The sequence below is a fragment of the Candidatus Omnitrophota bacterium genome, from assembly GCA_030650275.1.
Lineage (GTDB): Bacteria > Omnitrophota > Gorgyraeia > Zapsychrales > Fredricksoniimonadaceae > JACPXN01.
Genome location: JAUSEK010000015.1, coordinates 1 through 21,586, shown reverse-complemented (window position 1 = coordinate 21,586; position 21,586 = coordinate 1). Strand labels below are relative to the sequence as shown.

The 21,586-nt window shown below is 54.0% G+C and carries 1 protein-coding gene (cut by a window edge); it reads left to right on the top strand.

Annotated elements, in window-relative coordinates:
• Positions 1-21,586, top strand: part of the annotated coding region (locus tag Q7K71_04055; protein ID MDO8675274.1) for a cysteine peptidase family C39 domain-containing protein (this coding region is incomplete at its 3' end). The annotated region extends 30,615 nt beyond the left edge of the window; 21,586 of its 52,201 annotated nt are in view.

Sequence of the window (21,586 nt, the reverse complement as noted above, 5' to 3'; positions counted from 1 at the left end):
AATCTCCACGGGGAATATGATGAAGGATTTTATGCTTACAGCGTCAGCACCAAGATCATTGACCGTAACTGGATGAGCCTTTCCATCGGCCTTGACCGCGGCAGACAGGGGCCGCTGGCCGCCACCGTGAACGTGAACACCCAATTTAAGGATGTGACCGTCTCCGCCGGCAGCAGCACCAGCGGCCAGCCGCGCGCTTCGGTTGATCTGGACATTATGCGTCTGCTGGGCAAGGGCCCTGACACGAACAAGAGTGTTCTCCAGCGCCAGGGCGTGGCCCGTCTACTGCCTTTTCTCTTATCCACCAACGTGCCTTTTGACAGTATCCTCAAAGGCAACGGCACAATACACATCTTCGTCAAAGGCCCACTGTTGCGGCCGCTGGCGGACGTGACCCTGGATGGCGAGATCGTCATCTACTCCTTCGAGTTTATCCGCGACATGTTGGCCCTCACAGAACGTTCCTATGCTTTGGGCAGACATACGGATGGACGGGAGCCGGCGGGGCTTGATGAGGTGGTCTTTAGCCGCGGCGTCCGCAAAGACGACCAGTTGATCTGGGTGCTGGAAGCGCTCTACAAAAAAGACCCGCAGAAGGTACAAAGGAACCACATCACCTTCGACGGCACCCGATTCTGGTTCAACCCTCCGGACGGCTCGGTGCGCATTCCGTTGGGCGAGGGCAAGATCATGATCGTGGTGGGCGAAGACACGGAAAAATTGGCCCCGGCCTACAAGAGCGACTATCCTATCATCATTGAGATGACGCCGTCAGGGGCCATCGGCGAATACGCCAAACACGTGGTAGAATTTGAGAAATATCGGTATCTGCAGAACAATTTCCGGGCCGCGGGTATTTTCTTCGATGGGAAAGTCCCGGCGGGCATCAGCACAGAAACTTTCCGGAAAGCTGCGGTTGGAGCCGGGGCGATCATTAACCAGACCCGCCGCATTGAACCCGCGGACCTGAAGACCGCTACCCCGGCCATTTACGTCGGCGCCGACGGCCGCCATAAGTTCCTTAAAGGGACACAGGAGATCGATCTGGGCGACAATAATACAATGCTCACCTTGTCCAAAGACACGCCGGCCCTGTTCGGGCCTGCCCTGGCCAGTCCATATCCCGTTATTATTGACTCGACCCGTCAGGGGCTGATCGAAGGCCTCAACGATCTCAACGCGTTCATTGAGACATATTTTCGTGTCAACAATCTCAGCGCGGCCGCATATAGGGCCGCTTCTGATGATACACCGATCATGTTCACATTGATGGCCAACCCCGGTGAACAGAATGATCCTGATAAAGTGGTGATCGGCTTTGTCATCAAAGGCCAATTCGAGCGCGCCTTGCGTCTATCGGAGGCGGCCAAGCGCGGTCCGTTCGCCCAGGTCCATTTGCGGGAAAGATCAAAGGGCTATCCGTATTACAGGGATGCCAATGGGAACGGCCAGCCCGATCCTAGCGAAGAGATCGAATACGCCGAGGTCCGTAACAATGCGGCTTGGGCAGCCAGGGGATACAAGCCGGTGTTAGCTAATGTCCTTTTGGTGGACGGTCCGCTGAATGCATCCATGATCGATGCGGAGGAATTATCCAGCCCGGCGATCTGGGACAGAATGGACCAGTATTGGCAGACACATCCCATGGCCTATAACAATGTTACCGGAGCTTTCGAGTTCTTTAATTTCCGTGATCTTGGCGGTGTCGGTCCGATCCCGATGCTTCCCACGGCTCCACGTACCGTGGCTCCTGTGCGGCGGACCCCCATGCCGATACCAGGTGCCATGGCCGTTCCAGCCATACCGGCTGCTGCTGCGGTTGTGACCACACCGACACCTGCGGGCGGACAAGCCACCCCTGTCGCCGCCGCACAACTGCCAGCGGCATTACCTGATGCGGCGTCAGGCCGTCAATTCCTTCAGTTCTTTACCAGCAGGGTCAACGCGGCAACAGGCATGCCCAACAGTTTCTACGGTGATCCGGCCCTTTATACCAGCAACAACATTTATACCTATGATGCCTCTTTGCTGTTGATCGCCGGACAAAACAGGATACTCAATGCCTATGCCCGCAACCTGACAGCGGCCAACGGGGCCAGCAATCCGCAGACCATGCCGCGTCCGGGAGATTATCAGCCCAACGGGGCGGTGTTAAATAATATCCGTACCGGCAATTTTGTTGGTCAGTGGTATACAAATTGGGACTTCTCGGCGCATGCCGGCCCCAATGCGTGGATCGGGATGGGCGGTGTGCAGAACTATAACAGTACACGCAGCGCGGCGGCCCTGCGTTTTGCCAGAGAACGGGCGGCGTTCCTGATCAGCATGCAGGACACCGACGGCGGTATCCGCATGGGACCCAGGGGACAGTTCAGTCCCAATAGCGACCGGAACTTCTACTGGAACATCAAGTCCACCGAGAACAATGAAAGCGCCGTGGCCTTCTTCGATATGTTGTATCAGGCGACCAGGGACAATCAATATTTGCAGGCGGGCAATAGGGCCTATGGCTGGGTGATGGGCATGTATAATCCGGCGACACACACCTTCTCCAGAGGTGCGGTGTGGAATGGTAGCGCTTGGGTGAAAGACGCGGAATCACTGTGGGCCAGCGATACCAGCAGCTGGTCACCGCTGGAGAGAATGCTTAACGACGCCCGCTTCGGCGCTACCCGTGCCCAGCGTTTGACTGAGATCGAGCAAATGCTGCAAGTGGTGGAACAGCGCGCCGGTGTTTATAATGGCACGACCCTGCTTGGCATCGATTACCGCAACAGGAAACAGGTCATTTCCATCGAATGGTCGTCGCAACTGGCCTTGCGTTATCTTGCCGTGTCTCAGGAATTTTCCAGTGTCGGCAACACAGCCAAATCCCAGGAGTATAAGGCCAAGTATGAAGGCCTGGTACGGTCGCTGGCCGGGTTCTTTAAGACCAACGGCGGTGCACTGACAGCTTCTTATGCGGTGGACGCCGCCGGTAATACTGCCGTCGTTAGTACCGGATTTGACACGATCACCTCCAGGGCCTATGCGGCCTTAGTCAGCGGCACTTATTATAGCTTTGCAGTGTCTGGATATGATCCCATGTTATTGGGCGGGCACAAGGTCTCCGGTGCTACCCCGGCTGCTCCTGCCGCCCGACCGGCTGCCGCCGTTCAACCGGCCATGTCGCCCAGTTTGTCATTCCCGAATGCTTCTGTCGGGAATCCAGAGCATGTCGTTGTTCCTGCGCCTATTACCGCGCCTGCGAAGTCACAACCGTTCAATCTTTTAAGTCAGATCGGGCGCGTTCTTGGTGACATATTTGGTCCGTTATCTGCTTATGCGCAGACGCCGCCGGCTCCTACGGTGAACGCGGCTATGCCTTTGCGCGGTATCACCTATAGCCCGATCCCCAAAGGGGAAACCCGCAGGACCGGCATCAATTGGGACCGTCATATCAACGACGTCAAATGGATGAAGTACGCGGGCATGACCGTCATCCGCACCTATTATCCGATCACCTCCAAAGCGTTCCTGGATGCCCTGGCCCAGAACGGTATCAAGGCCATCATCGGGTTCCCGTCGTTCGATGATCGCTTTATCTCGGCGGCTGATAAATATGATATTTCCGGCGGACGCTACAAGGACTATATCCGCACCTACAGGAATCATCCGGCGATCGCCATGTTTGAATTCGGCAATGAGTACAACTATCATCCGGAATGGTTTAACGGCAGTGTCAACAACTGGTACAGGATGTTGGAGCAGGCGGCACGGGAGTCCAAGGGGATCGCCCCGGCCATTCGGGTTTCCACGGCCCATGGCGAGATCCCGACCATTGGCGTTGTCCGTCAGGTACCGTCGGTGGATGTCTGGGGCGTCAATATGTACCGCGGCAGGGATGATTCCGGCGTCATTGATCAGTGGCGCGGCATTCTGAATACTCCGGGTATCAACAAGAATTTGAAGATGTACATCTCTGAAGCTGGGACGGATTCGTATAACGCACGGACCCGGCGTGAAGACCAGAACATGCAAGCCGGTGCCTTGCGCGACATCCAACGGACGCTGATGGCCAGGGCTGATCCCAGCATTTTCTTAGGCGTCACCTATATGAGCGGCGGCCGGGATGAATTGTGGAAGGCCAATGAGAATGCCAATTTAAATATTCAGGATACGACCGGTCTGCCTTTACCCGGATTACCGGACGATGGTGTTGCCAATGAAGAATGGTGGGGGATCATTGATGCCAACGGCACGCCCAGGGAGGCGTTCTGGACCTTGCGTGAGTTGTTTAGCGGTGCGGCCAAACCTACAGGTGCGGCCTTACAACAGGCGATCAGGGACTTAGGCATTACGGCAGTCCAGACCGCGCCGGCACAATCTTCTGCACCCACGACGGCACAGTCGATCGCTCCCGTGGCACCGGTCATTGCCCCGCCGCAGGCCACCCGGATTGCCAGTACAGCGTATGATGTCCTGCGCACCAAGTACACGACTTTCACGGTGTTTGGCCCGGATTATAAAGTCAGGCAGCGTTATTACTTTGCGGCCAACAAGGAAGCGTCCCGCCGGGAAGTGGTATATGCCGACGGAAGCTCGGACATTTATCCGCTATATGGGACCAGGAGAGCGGATGGTCAATACCCTTACGCTGATTTTTCCATTCACATTGGCCACAATCGGCCCTTGACCTTGGCGGAGGCGCGGCGTTTGGACCCGACCGTAACAGAGGGCAATCGTGTCATTGCCAGCCAGAATTTCCAACAGGACACGGTGACCATTGACATTTATCCGGACGCAACCGCCGACAAGCCCATACGCCGCATCGAACCCATGACCCAGTCGATCGTTTATTTGAATATTCCAGGCGTGGAGATCCGCGTTCGTGTCCCGGCCGCCCAATGGCCGGTTGTTCGTGATTTCGCGCGCGCGGCCACGACGCCCAGACGCATTTACTTAGACAATTTGCATGAAGACCACCAAGGACTGGATCTGACCGTCGGTAATGTCCAATTCAAGGACGCGATCTCCGTGGTCCGTATCGGTGAAAACAACGGCCGGATCATTGTTGATGATGCTCGGCTTAATGGCGCAAGACCTGGGGAATTCATCTTAGTCGTGAGAATGGTCTTTACGCCGGACGGCTTGAAACTGCAGGAGACCAAGGGGATCATGCGTTTGCCCGGGACGCTGAACAATGCCGATCAGGTCTGGGCAGGCCCGGTGCAGATAGACTGGTTTGAAAATGATGACCGTGTGTATGACCAAAACAATGTGCTTCAAGAACGCCGGGTTTCCGAGCGCCGGGATACGACGTGGATGCCTGTCCGCAAGATCCTCGGCGAGGTGGATGTGGAGGCCGCCAGGGACGGGATGGGGTATGAGCGTTTGATGAAATTCCCCGAGATCGTTCGGGCCTTTGCCCGTTTCGGGATCAATGCATTGACGGTCATGGAGCGCATCCCGGTCGTCAGCGTGGAAGGCAAAGAATTCAGGGATTTCAAGAAGAAATTCGACGTGCAGGAACGCCGGTTCGTGACCGTGCATTACGATGCCATGGGGAATATTGACCAGACCGTGGTGGCGCTTGACTTTGACGCGATCACCGGTGAGGTCACGCAGTCCATCACCTTAAACAAGAATTACGAGATCGTGGAGAAGAAAGATTTCTTGAACGGCGTGGAACGCCGTGACATCCGCTTGAGCCGGGCAGCCAAAGACATATTCACTCCGGCGGCGGTCAATGCCATCAATGGTTTGACCGGCAGGGACCTATGGAAGGACCTTGAGCAGGAAGGCATAACTCCGGACACCTCACTGATCATGATCCGTGACCAGAACCAGCCCCGTAACCTCGGCGGCACCATGGCCGGGGTGTGGACCAGGCCTTCGTTTCAGGTCCTGCGTCGTTTCGACAGCAACGGGCGTTCATTGGCCGTCATCACCTCCGCCGGGAACATGACCATCAATACCTGGTGGATGCACCGTGCTACGGCGGACCTGCGCAGTATCGTGTCCTTGACCGATCTGCCTTCGTCCAACATCATGCCGCAGAACATTCAACTGTTCCGTAGCGGGGAAGGCCCCACGCGCGAGGTCTTCCGGGGGACTACCGAGGTCGGTGGGAATAAACTCCTGGCTTATGATGTCCGTGGCGACCGGTTCAAACGGGCCGTTTACTATAATCTTTTCACCGGGCGCAAAGTTCTTGAAGCCGGTTTGCACATTATCACGCCTCTGGCTGTATTCAATCAGGGGGCCCTCATTGATCCTTATAAGGATGAGATCACATATATCAATGAATTTGAGAACCCGGTCTTTTCCGCCCTGGTCCTCAAACAGGCCGCGCCTGCCGATGTTGGACAGATCTTAGAAACGGACAAGGTCAAAATTTATCGTCACTCCGAATATGCGGTTACGGCCCATACCGACCAGGGTGATCCCAATCCGCTGGCGCTTCCTTATGCCGATCTCGGCAGGACCGATTTTGACATGGCCACCGCCGTCCAGGTCTATGAAAAAGAACCTGTTTCGGGGGGCGTCAATATCCAGGGGGTCTGGCATGAACAGCAATACAGGTATATCAACGGAGAATTGGCGAAAGAAAATCCCAAAGTCCGCACCGATCTGCGCAGCAGCTGGATAAAAGAATTACAGGAGCAGGGCACCGTTCTGCTGACGCTCGTTAAAGTGCTGGTCGCAGCGGCCGCAGCCGCCTTCCTTCTCGGCTGGCTCGCCAAGCATATAAATCGCATCAGAGGGGCCCGTCCCGGCAGAAGGGTTTCATTCCGGCAGATCTCAACCGGTGCGCCGTTGGAGCCCAGCTTCGGTTTGACGCCGTCCCAACATTTCGGCATGGAAATGAAGGTCAGAAAGACGCTTGGTGAGCGGATGAGCGCTCCGGCCGTGATGACGAACCACACGGTTTCCCCGGATCTGTTTGAACGGTATTTGTGGTTACTCAGGGAGGTCATGGGCATTGATGCGAGCGGCATGGTCTTTACCCGTGAAGATCTCAGGATTTATTTCGCTGTGCTGATGATCGCGGATGAAATGCGCGCTTCCTCCGACGTCACATGGTTCCTGTTCCACCTGGCTCGCCACATGGTTGCGGAAGGACGGTCGGTCCAGGTGCGCGCTGCGATCGAAGCCGAAGCCCGGAGATGGTCGGTGTGGATGCGGTCCCAACCGCAAAGAGGCGGTTATCTGCCCGGATATGTCAATCATGACAACATGGAAGGCCTTTTCAGGACGCCTGATTATATCAAAGCTTATTTGGCTCATTATTGGAACGGCGGCGTTCATTGGGACCCGGCCACCACCATAGCCCAAGGCAATAATTTTCCGGCCCACCTGACGCCTTATAAAACCTACAATGAAATGATGGGCGGGGCCTTGAGCTGGAAGGGCTGGATTCAGACCACCCTGGCCAACATCGGGATTTATGAATACGCGGCGTTGACGTTCATTGCCGCCATTTGGCACAATGCCGGCCAGGGTCCGGCTGTCAAGATCGCCGTGGTCCTAGGCGGATTTTATGCTCTTTTCAAGGTGATCGAACACATATGGCAAGCGCCCAGAAGTAAAACGGCCGGTACAGGACTTTATGGTAAACCGGTCCCGCCCTACCAAGGCATCCCCGCCCCGAAACAATTCTGGAACACCCTGACCATGGTCCTCGTCTGGGCGGCTGTTTCTTTTGTTCATTATGAATGGAACAATTATGTCATTCCTTACGTCCTGGATGCGGTCAATGCGGTTGACTATTTTGCCTACATTGATTTCCCGGGACTTCTGCGTTATCTGCGGTCGCCTTCGAATGGCATCCTTTTCTTTTTCGTTTATATCCTGCTGAAAGTTAAGATCGCCCAGAATTTTGGTTGGGACCAAAAGAAGGGCGTGGCATGGGCCGTTGTGTCCCTGATCGCCCCGTTACCGGTGATGGCGTTGGTGTTCGGCAGCTGGTTCGTGCTCGGATATTTCGTCGGCGGCACCATGGCCAAGGTGATCTTGTGGCTGCCGTTCATTTTCTATCACGTCCTGTCTCTGTATTCTTTGTTCCAGGCGGCCCAGGCCATTCTCGCTGCCGGAAAACTGGCCTATGTCGGTAAACACATCTTCCCATTTTGGTGGAGGGTGCGGCTGGCCATGCACAGCGGCACTTTGCGCAGGAATTTCGTCACCAAGGTCTTGCCGGGATCCGTCGGCCGCTTGACGCCCCAGCAAACAGACATTGCCTTTGCCATCTGGTGGAATGCCCAGATGAGAAGCATGAATATCAGAGACGAAATGTCCGAAGGTCAGCTGGCAGCCTATTTATTCAAGATTAAAGGGGAAGGCCTTGGCAATGACAGGCTCAACGGTGTGATCATTCAATGGCCCGATCTTAGCAAGGCCCCGAAGGATGCGGATGTCTATCGCAGGATATATGCGATCTATGAACAGCTCACCATGGATATGCCACAGGCGCCGGATTTTGATGAGATTTCCATCGGTGTGGGAATACCCAAATATGCCAATGAAGATCTCCTTTTGGACCAGCTCAACATTCGTCGTGACAAAGGCCGGCATACGAATTTGACTTACATGATCGATCTGACCCCGAACCAGTGGCGCAATGTGATCCGGCGTTTGTCCAGAGGCATCAACATGAGAGGCCATAACGATGCTCCGGGCGGCAGGGACGCCAATGGTTTTGTCACGGATCCGCAGATCGTGCGGGATTTGGAGAATATGGAGAATTTAAGACGCGGACAGCCGTTGATCATTCAACATCCGTGGGTGAAATTTGAAGTGCAGATGTGGGCCGCTTCCCGGTTCCAGACCATCGGCCGCACCGTGCGCGGCATCATGCATTATGAAGAGGCCCTCACGTTTTTGGCTGAGATCAATTACCACGACCGCAGCATCTATGCTTCCGAAGCGGCATGGCAGGCGATGGTCCATCAGCGCGTGCAAGACCAATTCCAGCCGCTGTTGGGCTTCCAGGTCTGGGAAAGCATTGCTGGAAATCCGCGTGAGGGCATTTCCGCCAGACCGGAATTGCTGGCGCATTATCTTCGCCTGTTTGAGATCTATTCCAATCTGGAAATCGTTTATATGGAGACGGTCAACAAGATCGCCAACAGCAACAGCGTTTATTTCAGGGCAGGGGACATCGATGCCTTGGGTCAGCCGACGCATGTGATCATGCGTTTGGAATATTCGGGTAGGATGGTTTCCTTCCAGGGCAAACCGGCGAACCAGATCAACATGCAGCCGTTTGTCCGGGTTCGGCATATGCAGGGCATGGATGAGAACCAGGATGTTTACATCGAGGACGCGTTCCTGGCGCCTAATGTCTCGCAGGAATTCAGACACAACAATGTGATCAATGTGGGGCTTCCTGAATTTATCTTTACCGAGCACATTTCTGTCGAAGGCGCCGCTGACGCGCATGCTGACCGCACCTTTAACCTGGTCGTCCAAACCAGCCAGGACATGGTTGGTAAGCAGAGGTATCAATATGGTCACCCGGATTGGTGGGACACCAATTATACGGACATGATCGGCCGCATTACCAAGGCCTATGTGGTCAATGAAGACATTCCCTCCGGCTATGAATGGACGGCCAAAGGCAAGCAGGTCAGGCTCATTTACTATACCAAGGCCGGCAAGGCCCGTGAAGTCAGCCTTATGGGGGTTGCGGCCAAGAACAGCAAGTTTGGCGGCGGCGGCGCGCAGCAATATCATTCTGAACCGGCCAGAAATTTAAGGGACGCACCGGTCTATGGCAATCTTGTGACCCGACGCCTGCGCAATTTGACGCACTTCTTCGGCGGCACCGGCTTCTACACCAAAGAGCCGCACGTGCACAACTCGAACCTTTCTTATGCCGGATTCCTGGTCTATCTGGGCTTAAGCGGTTTTGCCGCGTTCATTCTTGAAATATCGCTGGCCATTGTCGGCATCATCTATTCCCAGGCCGCGACGTTGACGGGGCTGGTACGGCTCATTTTTGACCACGGGCTTTTGGGTACGATCGAGAAACGAAGAATGGTCCCTCTGGCGGTGCAGTGGTTTATTATTGGCAAGGTGGCGGTCATGATGTTCGGGACAGCTCCACTGTGGATGACGCTTCTGGCAACCTATGCTGTTGCGATCCTGGTCGTTCATTTGGGCAGGATACAAATGAGAAATTATGTACCGTTCCTGGCCCAGTTGGCTGTGTTATCAGGCCTATACTATTACGGGGCCATCTCTTTGCTGGCTTTCACGCCGCTGGCCATTATTCTGCTTAGCCCAGGATTTGATCAATGGGTCACATATCTTCTAATGACCTCACCATTCTTCCAGTTCTTCGTTTCCGTCCACAAGCAGGGCGTGGACACGGCCCAGAGAGGCGATGCCAAATACGTGGGATCCGGCAGGACGCTTGGCCTTGAACACCGCTATTTTGTTCTTCATGACGCTGTTAATGAACAGCAGCCGACAACGTATGAAACGTTTGAGAGATCGCATCTGTCACCGGCTTTGCTGGGCATGGCATTTAGCGGCCTTGGCTTGTGGCTTTATCACAATGATTCGCAATGGTTGTCCTGGCCGGTGTTTATGTATTTCTTGTCCACGTATTATTCGGCAACATTCTACAATCCCGGTTCCACGCCGTACGATGTCGGCCTGTTCGGGTGGTTGGGGATCGTGGTTAATGAATTTAGAAACTGGGGCAAGGTTTTAGTCAGCGGCACGACTGTCCGTGTGACGGACGGGAAACGGGTGACCGGAGGCATTGACCGGCTTCTGATCTTTATCCATGGGCTGCTGACTTTAATGCCGTTGGTCCTTATAGGTATTATTCTGACACCCTTTGGTTTATTGAAAAATGTTTCTTATGGATTGAAAGGTTCTTATGGTCGAGGGGCCCGCAATGACCCGACCCGTGGTTTGCCGGGTACAACGCCGTTGACCCAAGAGGAAGTTGACCTTGAAATGGCCCAGCACAACATCGATACCTTCACTGTGCTGGATGAAAATAATGCCGCAGTAAGATTAGCCAGCCGGGCCTTGGAAGCCATCGGCGCGCAGCATATGGCCGAACGTTTAAGACAGATGGCCAGAGACCACATGGTCCGTGCCGGCCCTGTCAAAGGATTCTTAGCTACTATTGTGACCCGCAACGGTCAGCAATACCTCATCATCAGCGACCATTATTCCGACTACAACCATACCAACTACAACACCCTCGAAGAACAGGTCTTGAGCCTCGCCCATGAGATCGGCAGCGCATTCGGCTACGATGATGGAACTAATACTATCAGAGAAGACAAAGCTAGGGGATGGCTGGAAGCGGAAGCAGACCAGGCATCAATTAGTTTGGCTGATGCTGAAGTTAATATAGGATTTGCTGCCGCGAGAATTCGCAATGGCTATGATCGCGCCGCGGCCAGAGAGGGCGCGGATGGAACAAACATCCATCCATATGATGCCTCCACTGATGTGGAAATTGTTTCTACAAATGGCGTCCGGTTCGTGCTGTCCTTCCTGCCGGGCCGGACATTGGCAGGTAATGGGCAGCCTGAACCAACAACGGTTGACATGCTCCATTCCGACACTGATTGTTCGTTGTGTAATTTTGATGCGAAACAACCTTGGCAGATCATGGACCGCGCGGTCGGCCCGGTGGGGTATGAGTACGTTATTTCCACAGTTATCGGTGAATATGGCCGTGAGATGGTCATGGCTGTTGCCAAGAATAAAGTCACCCAGGTGTTCGTTGATGCCGATAGATTGCGCGATTTGCTGCTCTTTACCGCGGCACGCGGCAGCGATCATGAAACTTGGGCCAATGCCCCAGGGGGCGGCGCCAGACAAGGCAAGCATCTGCATTTTCATTCCGCCGCGCTCCGTTCTCCGCTTTGGAAGGCCATTGATAGCGGTAAGGTCACTATTGTGAATCCTGGATTTTTCGGATCCGATGTGGTGTTCGGTGAGATGGAGGGATGGCCGGCGAGAGTGAGGATATACAGAGGTAAAAATGTCCAAAAATTGGTCCAGGTTGCAAGTAGAGATCTACGAGATCTATATAATCATAATAGCACCCCCGCCATCAATGCCCGTGTATTGAATGATGGGACTTATGAACTGGTGATCGGTCCAAGAAAATTGGGTGCCATGTCCGGTGTAACATACCTGCTTGAGCAGCCGCTTGGTCCGGAATTGATATCCACCCGCAACGGATCTTCCCGGATCCCGGGTGGTGTGGCGTATGCTTTTGGTCCTGCCCAGGAATTGGATGGAACACAACGCCGGATCGTGGCGGACCGGTTCGAACAAATGATGCGCAACGCTTCCGATTGGGATTGGCAGCCGCCCGCGGTTGAAAGTGATCGCCGTCAGACATCAATTGATCTGGCCCGCGCCAGACACAATGTCGGTTTTGCCGACGCGGAGATCCAAAGGGGCTATGAAACAGCCGCAGAGCAGATGGGCCCCGATGGTGAAATGATCCATCGGTTCGATCATAGCAATGAAGTTGATATCAGGACTGAAGACGGCATTCCGCTGGTCCTTGTCTTCCATCCTCACCGCACACCGACCGGCATCCTGGTCCGCTATGCCACACCGGCGCATGAAGCCGCAGCGCTGGCTAAAAATGCAGAAGCCCAGAAAATAAGAGCGCTGGAGTCCGCAGATGCCGGTGCGTCGCGGGTGAGGGTCAATGTTCCTCATCCGGACACAGATTGCCCCATGTGTGATTTTAATGTGCGCAGAAATTTTCAGGTCATCGGTCCTGCCAAGGGCGGTACAGGCCATGAATATTTCATAACGACGGTGATCGGCGAGTGGGCCCGGGGACATATCATGCTGCTGGCCAAGGACAGAGTTGCCCTGACTTTTGATGATGCTGATAGACTGCGCGACTTTTTGTTGTTTACTGCCGCCCGCGGTAAAGAGTTCGAATCCTGGGCCAATGGTCAGGGCGGTGGGGCCAGCCAGGGAGGGCATTGGCATACTCATTCAGCTCCGATGAGGAATCCGCTCTGGAGAGCCATTGATTCCGGCCTTGTCACCTTCCGTCGGACCGGAGCGGCCGGTCAAGATATGGTTTATGGCGAATTGAACGGCTGGCCGGCCAGAGCGCTTTTTTATCTCGGAAAAGATCTGGAAGCGATCGTCTTTAAGGCCCATCAGGACATTTTGGACATGTATCGCCACGGTCTTACGGCATTGATCGTGGCGCGCATTCACGAGGACGGCACCTTTGAGATGGCGATCCAGCCGACCATCCCGCAGTTTGGTCGTGGAGTTTATCACCTTTTGGAAGAGTCGGACCTCTTGATGGGGGCCGCGGGTTGGGCAAATTCCCTGGGCGGCCTGCCGTTTGCCTTTGGAGAAAAGAGGCCGTTGACAGCAGAGCAGGAACAGACCATTGCGGAAAACTTTAAGAGAATAATGCGTGAAAGATCCGATTGGACCTGGCAGCCGTCTACAACGAACGATCCTGCCAAACCCCGTCCCGGCCATACAGCTGGTGAAGTGGAAGCGGAAGCGCGTCACTTGATCGAAAGCAACACGATCCACGGACATGGTTGGAAGGCGGTGTATGAGCAGATGGAAGACGCGCAAAAGGTATTGTTGTATCATCAGGCTGCCGGACAGAAAGACAAAGCCGATAAGTTGCGCGCCTTAATGCAAGCCGGCCGTGTGCGTGCGGGTTCCATGGGAACAGCCTACGGGGCGCATGTCCGGGTCAATGGTTTAGAGTATATTCTGATCGCCATTAACGACAATTCTTTCTTTAGTTACACTCTTGTTCACGAAAGCAACAACGGCACCCACGATCAGAATCTGCACGAAGAACATCTGTTTGCTCAATACGAGCATCGGCTGGAAGCCCGCACGGACTGGGTCGGTGCCGGCGTGCGATTCATTTTAAAATTCAAGCAGATGACGGAGTTAGGCATCCGCGGCGCTGTGAGGGAATCCTATCGGATCATGCAGGAGCAAAGGATCAACCGCGTAGCCCGGTACATAGAAGAAGACATGAGGCCGGGTTATGAGGCGGCCATGCAGGAGCCGGAAGGCAGTGAAGTGCGCATAGTGTCCGAGAATCTTTTTAGGGTGTTCCAGGAAGGCATAGAACAACGCGCGCGCTTGGCCAGGGAAGGGAAGATCAACGTGTTTGCACCGGTGAGTTTGATCAAGCGCAACTGGCTGGTTGAGTGGTTGACTAAGATGTTCTTTATGCTCGTACCGCTCAAAGAAGCGACAGTGGCGTATTTTCCTCTTACGGCTAACCCTGAAGTATATGGTCACCCGTGGGTGTTGTTGGCCAGCGGTAATCAGGTAATGGCGGATAGATTGGTCAAACGCGGTCAGGGAGCGATTCATAAGCCGATGGCCCCGGAGGACTTGGCGCCCAAGAAAGACCGGCATAGGCTGTTGCAAGAGGATATCAGGGAAGGGTTGCGGCCGGTATTTAGTTATACGAGTTTGGGCAGTGAAGATCTGCCCATTGATCCTAGGACGCAAAAAGAAAGAGTGGTGGAAGGCTTTGAAGAGATGTTTAATCTTCTTGCGATGAACAAATACCGCAGGCTGCATATTGTGTATTTGCTCAGCACCGAGACAGAAGTAAGGGTGGAGCATTACATACGCCTGCATTATGAGATGTTGAGCAAGAATTTACATCGGTTTGATAGCAAGCGGCATCGGATCTCCATGGGCTGGATCCAAAGAGGCTTGTATGGGGAATTCGTGGAATTAACAGATGTGACGTTGACTGCTGATCAGCTGGCAAAAAGAAGCGCGTATATTGCTACAGAAAAAGCAAAGGCCAAAGCAAAGGCAGAGAAATCTGGTCTTGAACCGGTACAAATAGAGGAAGCTGTTCAAAAAGCTGAGCATGACGCTAAGGCAGGGATACCGCTGACCAATGGGAGCGGCAGACCGAAGACATTAAAAGGGATCGATACGATCCACAGCGCGGTCAAGGCTACGCGGGAGGATATGGGTAGTGCTTATGCGACCTCTGACATCCCGATGTTTTTGATCAAAGGTCCGGATGTGGACTTAAACATCTCCTCGACCTTGTTGCGGGAGAAGTTAAAAGAGGGCCACCCGGCAGCAAGTGCCTTATTGCCTTCCCGTTGGTATAAATATGCGATTGAGCATGAGATGTGGGGGAGCAAGAAGCCGGCTGCACAATCGGTCATCGCCCACACCCCTGCCTTGCCCAGCACAGCATCCGCGGATCCATCCGCGGCAGCATTGGCTCCTCAAGGATCTTGGGAGCAGAGGGTGGTTTTCGTGATCGTGTCCAAGGAAGGACATCTGATCCATTATATTCGGGGCCAGGGCACCGCAACAGCCAAGGGGCGCCGCACATTCTTCAGCGCGCGCGGGACAGATCCCGGAATTCTGGCAAGGTCCTTAGGGATCGATATGTGGCTTGAAAACAACACAATCTCGGCCGGGACGCATCTTAAGGAAGGAATACCAGGGCATATGGATGGATTTGTAGATGACATATACCGGTATTCGCATGAGCATCAGGGTATTGTGCGTGAAAGTGTGGATGTTTACATCGTGCAGGTGGAAGAGAATGCTGACGGTATCATCAGGAAGATGACAGATATGGGTGTTGTGGACGGGAATTTGGTGGCGGAGATCAAGGCGGCAAGTGTGGACGAATTGGCCCATGCAGCGGGCGGCAACAGCACCATGAGGATGGTGTTTAGTCACAGAGATATCGTCAGGACCATAAAAAGTGTTGCCGTTGATGCTGCCAATACTACCGGCGACCCCACCCGCCGTTTACCGGACACAGAGCTGTTGAGCCAGGAGGAAGTCGACCTCGAAATGAGCCGGCACGACATCAATACTTTCGCAGTTTTGGATGAGAACAGCGCTGCGGTGAAACTGGCGATCCGGGCTTTGGAAGCCATCGGTGCCGCGCATATGGCCGAATGTTTAAGACAGATGGCCATAGCCGGCCTGGTCCGCGCCGGTCCCGTGAAAGGGTTCTTAGCCACCATTGTCACCCGCAACGGTCAGCAATACCTCATCATCAGCAATAACTATCCCGATTACAACACCCTCGAAGAACAGGTTTTGAGCCTCGGTCATGAGATTGGCGCGTACCCTGAATTCAACCTTAGTGAGGGAGAAAACACTTCCCGGCAACAGGAGATCGGCCGTCGGTTAAGGCGAGGATATATCGATGAAGTGCACAAACAGGCCCTGTCCGGGGATGAAGTGGTATTAAGGGCGGTCACGTATGCGAAGACCTTCCGGGGAGAAGTGATGCTGTATACGAATAAAGACCAGGATCAACAGAATTGGAGGCAGGAGGGTGGGCCGCTTAAGTTTGTAAGGGAGAGAAATGGACAGTTGATTTATGAGACCACAGTTAAAGTCAACAAAGGCTTCCAATATACGTTTATCTTTGTGACTGATGGTATTTGGGAATGGGCAGACTTGCCGTTTGGCAATGGGCGTGTGGACATCAGTTTGAATTTGGAACATCGGCAGGAAGAGGCCGCGAGAGCGGTGGAGTCGGTGTGGGCACATATCCGCGGTGAGATTGAATCAGGGACGAATGGCCTAAGGGAACAAGTCAAAGAGATCAGGCGTCTCTATGAAGAGAACCCCGGGCGAACAGATTGGACATCCAAGCACTTCGTTCCACGGTTGTATATAGCGATGGAAATGGCGCTAAAAGGTTTGGCACAAAAGGCCAGAGAAGGCAAGACGGAGCCGTTTGTCAAGTTTAGAACGATGAAGTATGGGACAGACGTGCAAGACGAGCGGCTCTATGAGTTAAGAAGCAGGCCATTGCGGGTAGGATATTTGCCGATCACAGCGAATCCGCTGGTCTGGGGCCATCCGCTGATCGCATTGATGTCAGCGTATGTGTTGGGCCTGGATTTTGTGGTCATGAGGATCCAGGGGAAGATCGACTACAAGAAGGTGAGCGCGGACGCACAGGTCCCATCGGCGGACAGACACAGATTGGCGCAAGAGACGTTCCGCGATACCTTCCCGATCTTAAGGTATACAGATTTAGGCAGTGAAGAGGATAGTGAGATAGAAGGATTCGAAGAGATGCTCCGGTTGCTGGAGTTAAATACCGGCCGCAGGGTAGAAATAGTGTATTTGTTAAGTACGGAAGAAGAAAAAAGAGTAAGGCATTATACAGCGCAACATTTAGGGAAAATGGATGTGTATAAAGATGCGATCAACCATGGGATGCATCAGATCATAGATGGATGGATGCAGCGAGCGCTGTATGGGGAGTTTGTGGGGTTACAGGATGTGGAGTTGGACCCGGGGCAGTTACAGAGACGGCATGAGTACATAGAGCGTGAGAAGGCAAAAGCGGAGCAGAGCGCGAGAAAAGATGCCAGGAAGGCGGGCGGAGATGAAGAAGCGGCCGCAGCTCAGGCCAGAGATGCTGTGGAGATAAACAAGATACCGCTGGTGGCGAATGGAGCAGGCAGTAGGACAGTCCTTAAAGGGATCCTGTCGATCCGCGGTGAGATCCAGCGGCGGATGGTTAGCGCAGGAGATCTCTCGGCGGATGAGCGGGTGAAGCTCGATATGCATTTGATCCAGAATCCGTGGATCGATCTGGATGTGTCTTCCAGCTATTACCGGGAGACACTGGATGCGTCGTTCTTGCCGGGCAACTGGCATAGATTTGCCCAGAGACATAGCTACTACGGACATAAAAAAGACCCCACCCGCGCCCTTCCCGGCACGGCTGGCGTAGAGGCTGCCGATGGACCTAAACCGATCACGTCCGCTGTTGTTTATGCTTATGCGAAGGAGATAGAACTTACCAATCCATCCGCGGCAGAAATGCTGCGCCGTCACGCCGGGGTCCTCGCAAGGAAGGAAGCGGAATTGCGCACCCAGCACCCCAATGCCCCGCCGCAGGACCATTTGGTGGCGTATTATGACCCGCCGCAAAGACGCATCGTCATCAATGTCCGCCCCGGCGAAGTCCCTGCCGACACATGGGCGTTTATCAACGAACACGAAGATGAGCATGCCGCTGATCCTGATGCGGATGAGCGCGCGATCTTGGAAATTCAGGTCAATCGCATATCAATTGATTTAGCCGATGCCGAAGGGAATATCGGTTTTGCGGAAGAGACAATTAGAAAAGGCTACGAGCGGACCATTGGTAATGTTTCCCCCGACGGCGAGGCGATTTATAAGTCCGATACGGGCAATCATATCACCCTGGTCGGAGAAGATGGCATCAGTCGCGTACTTTCGTTTAATCCGGGACGCAGCGCACAGGGGATCCTTGCGGCCGGCACAGCAGGACAAAGGGCCGCTCAAAACGTTTTGAAAGATGCTCCTAAAGTACAGATGCTCAAGGTGGATCAAGAACATCCTGATCAGCAATGCCCGATGTGTGATTTCGGCACGCGGCGTTCGTTCCAGATCATTGGCGAGCTGGTGGGAGAGGCCGGTGAATATTGGCTGACGACCGTTATCGGTGAGTTTTATGATGGGCACATCATGGTCGTTTCAAAAGACCGCGTTTCATTGAATTTTCGCGATAAGGCGAGGCTGTATGATTTTATTCTCTTTACGGCGGCCCGTGGGCCGAAATACCAGCACTGGGCCAATGCCGTTGACAGCGGCGCGAGCCAGGGCGGGCATTATCACACACAGAGCGGCCCCTTGGTGGCCCCTGTCTTTACGAGTTTGGATGCCGGGAAGATTGGATTTACTGATGTCCACCGACCTGGTCAGGATGTCGAGTGGGGTGAAATTTCCGGTTGGGATGCTCGCGCGCGATTGTATCGCGGCCGTGACTGGCGAAAGGTCGCGGATGCGGTCCATCACGATTTGGGATCTTTGTATGACGCAGATCTTTCCCCACCATTGATCAGCCGTGTCCATGCGGATGGAACGATCGAGATCGTTGTGGGTATTAGAAAACGTGGGGTGTATCAAGGAGTGTTTTCATGGTTAGGCGAGCAGGAAGGCGCTGAGCGCGATTTTATTCAAGCGGCTTCGGGCGCACCCCAGGTTCCCGGTGGCGCGTATTTCACCTTTGGGCCTATGCCCACGCAGGCCTTTACTGCAGAGCAGATCCGGATCATTTCCAGGCGGATGCATGAACATGCTCAATATTTATCCGATTGGGATTGGCAGCCGTCCTCTGAGTACGACCCCGTGCGTTCTTTACCCACGCCTGATGAAGAAAATACAAAACGCGAGCTAGTCTTGCGCGTTAAAGAACGCGGCGCCGACGTTGTTGCCGCAATGCCGAAAACTGAGGATGAGGCGCGCCAGATCATTGCTGAGGCGCCGCCGTTATCGCATGTCGATAAGGGGGCTCAATGGAATATCTATACGCATCCCGATTGGCCTTTTGTGCTTCGTATACCGATGACGCGGGAGCAGACCAGAGAGATTTTGTGGGGAGATAGGGAGGGGCAACGGAGCTGGGGCGGCACCTCAATGCCTACCGAGAAATTTGAGGCGTGGGTGGATAGGGTAGATCGCGGAAAAATCGAGGGTCCGCGCGTGGTGCAGGAGTCACTGAGTAGTTCCCAGGCCATTTATCCATTGATTGCCGTGACCAATGTGGCCTATTCCGTTATGGGGCCTGATGGACGCTCACAACAGCGGACAGCCCAGCACGCCGATCTCCAATGGAAGGCCTCGGAAACGCTTGGCGTTATTGTTCATCGGCTCTTTCACGAGGGATCTGTTGAACAGGTTAAGGCAGTCCTCATTCAAGCCCTTCGTACGATCAAAGAAGAGTTCTGGGCCTATGGTGTGTTTGATCAGACATTTTCATTGACCGTCAATTGGGGCGTGGAAAATCTCGGGAGCGAAACGCCGCGGGTGAGATTGTTTGATCCCGGTGAGCTAACGAGGAATAGGGCGACGGCCCTCGAATTTTTGCGGGAGCGGCCCTACGGAGATGATGGGGGAATTCTTAGTGATCACAAAGACTCCATTGAGACGTTGACGAACAAAGAGATCGCGCAGTGGTTTTCTCAGCGGGTACACGAAGAGTTGACGCCGGAAGAACTTGAACGGTCCTGGAACAAGAAACGGGCAGGCGATCCAAAGAAAGACGGTGGCTATACGGGCTTGAGCCCTGAAGCAACCGCCGCGCAGTTGGCGGAATACAGGGCGCTAGGTGTCCCAATGACGCCGGCCACGCAGCAGTTCCCGCAGGCCCAGGAAGCGCTGGCGTATCTGAAGTCCATAGGCCGCGTCGAGGCAAGCCGCGCGCCGCCGCAGGTTATGATCATTGAAACGGGCAAGATTACGTTTGGCGCCACGTATGTCCCCGCAGAAAAGACCGTTTATATTGAACAGGCCTTCCTCGACCACATCCACAAGTCAGGTAATCCCATGAACATGCTCACACGTGTGTTCATACATGAATTGAACGGCGGCACGCATCATCAGAACAGATGGGCGGAATATGAATACGCCAAACAATATTTGACCGATGAAGTCATTGGTATGTTGGATGTCAGCATTGAACAGATCATGCAGAATATTAAGGACAACCTGCCCAAAGAGCACCGCGATGAAAAGCTCGCCAGGCAAATTTTAGACCATGCCTGGGGATCCCTGGTCTGGATCGCCGTGCGCGTCATGAACAGGGAAATTAACCCCAGGGCGCATGTCCGGGGCAGCGAACAAGACCCTTTATTTACACACGGCGAACATATGTCAGCGGCGCCCAACCGTGTTGGCATGTTGGGCACGGCCGGTGAACCCCTGCACTGGCCCCATTTATTAACGCCTTTACGGGCTATGGCGGAACACAGATTATCTAAAGTTTTCTTTGTCATCGCCGGCCACAGTAAACGAAAATCGAATTTGTCACAGACGGAAAAAGACCGCCATGAGGTGGCGGAAATTTTGCTGAAAGAGATCTTCGGCGGATTGCTGGTTTATTCCGGCATATCCCGCGGCACGTCCCATGACGCCGAGACAGATGTTTGGAACATCTTGCGCCTGAACAAAGAAATACCGTTGACCGTTGTCTATCTGGTGGGGGATGACCACAAACATTATTATGTTCCGGAAACGGGAGAAGACGGCATACAGCGTCCCAAGATGGACGAAAACGGGAAAACTTCGCTGGACACGATAGGCAAATTTGACCTGGCCACGCATAGAGAGCATATTTATCTCACCCACCATGGGCAGGCCGTTGAAGTTTTGTTCATGAAAAGGGCCGATCTGCCTTATATGGAGGAAGAGGCAGATATGGTCAGGCAGATCACTTTTGAGATCTTGGAAATCGACGCGCCCGAAGAATTCAATAGAATATCTTCCACCAGGATCCGCCGGGCTTTAATGGGCCATTTGCCCCGGGAAGAATTGACAGCCCTGCCTTTATTGGAACTAAAGGAAATAGAAAACAGGGCGGATTATTTTGCCGCTATCGTCCGATCTTTACGCAGCCACCTGCCAGCGCATATGCCGTTGCCCATCTCCGCCGCCGCGGTCGGTTCTTACGCGCAGGAGATCAAGGAAACGCATCCGGCCCAATCCGCGTTGCTGATGCAGGACGAAGGGCGGCTGCGTTATCTTGAAGCCCAATTGCCGCCGCAGCAGACCAATG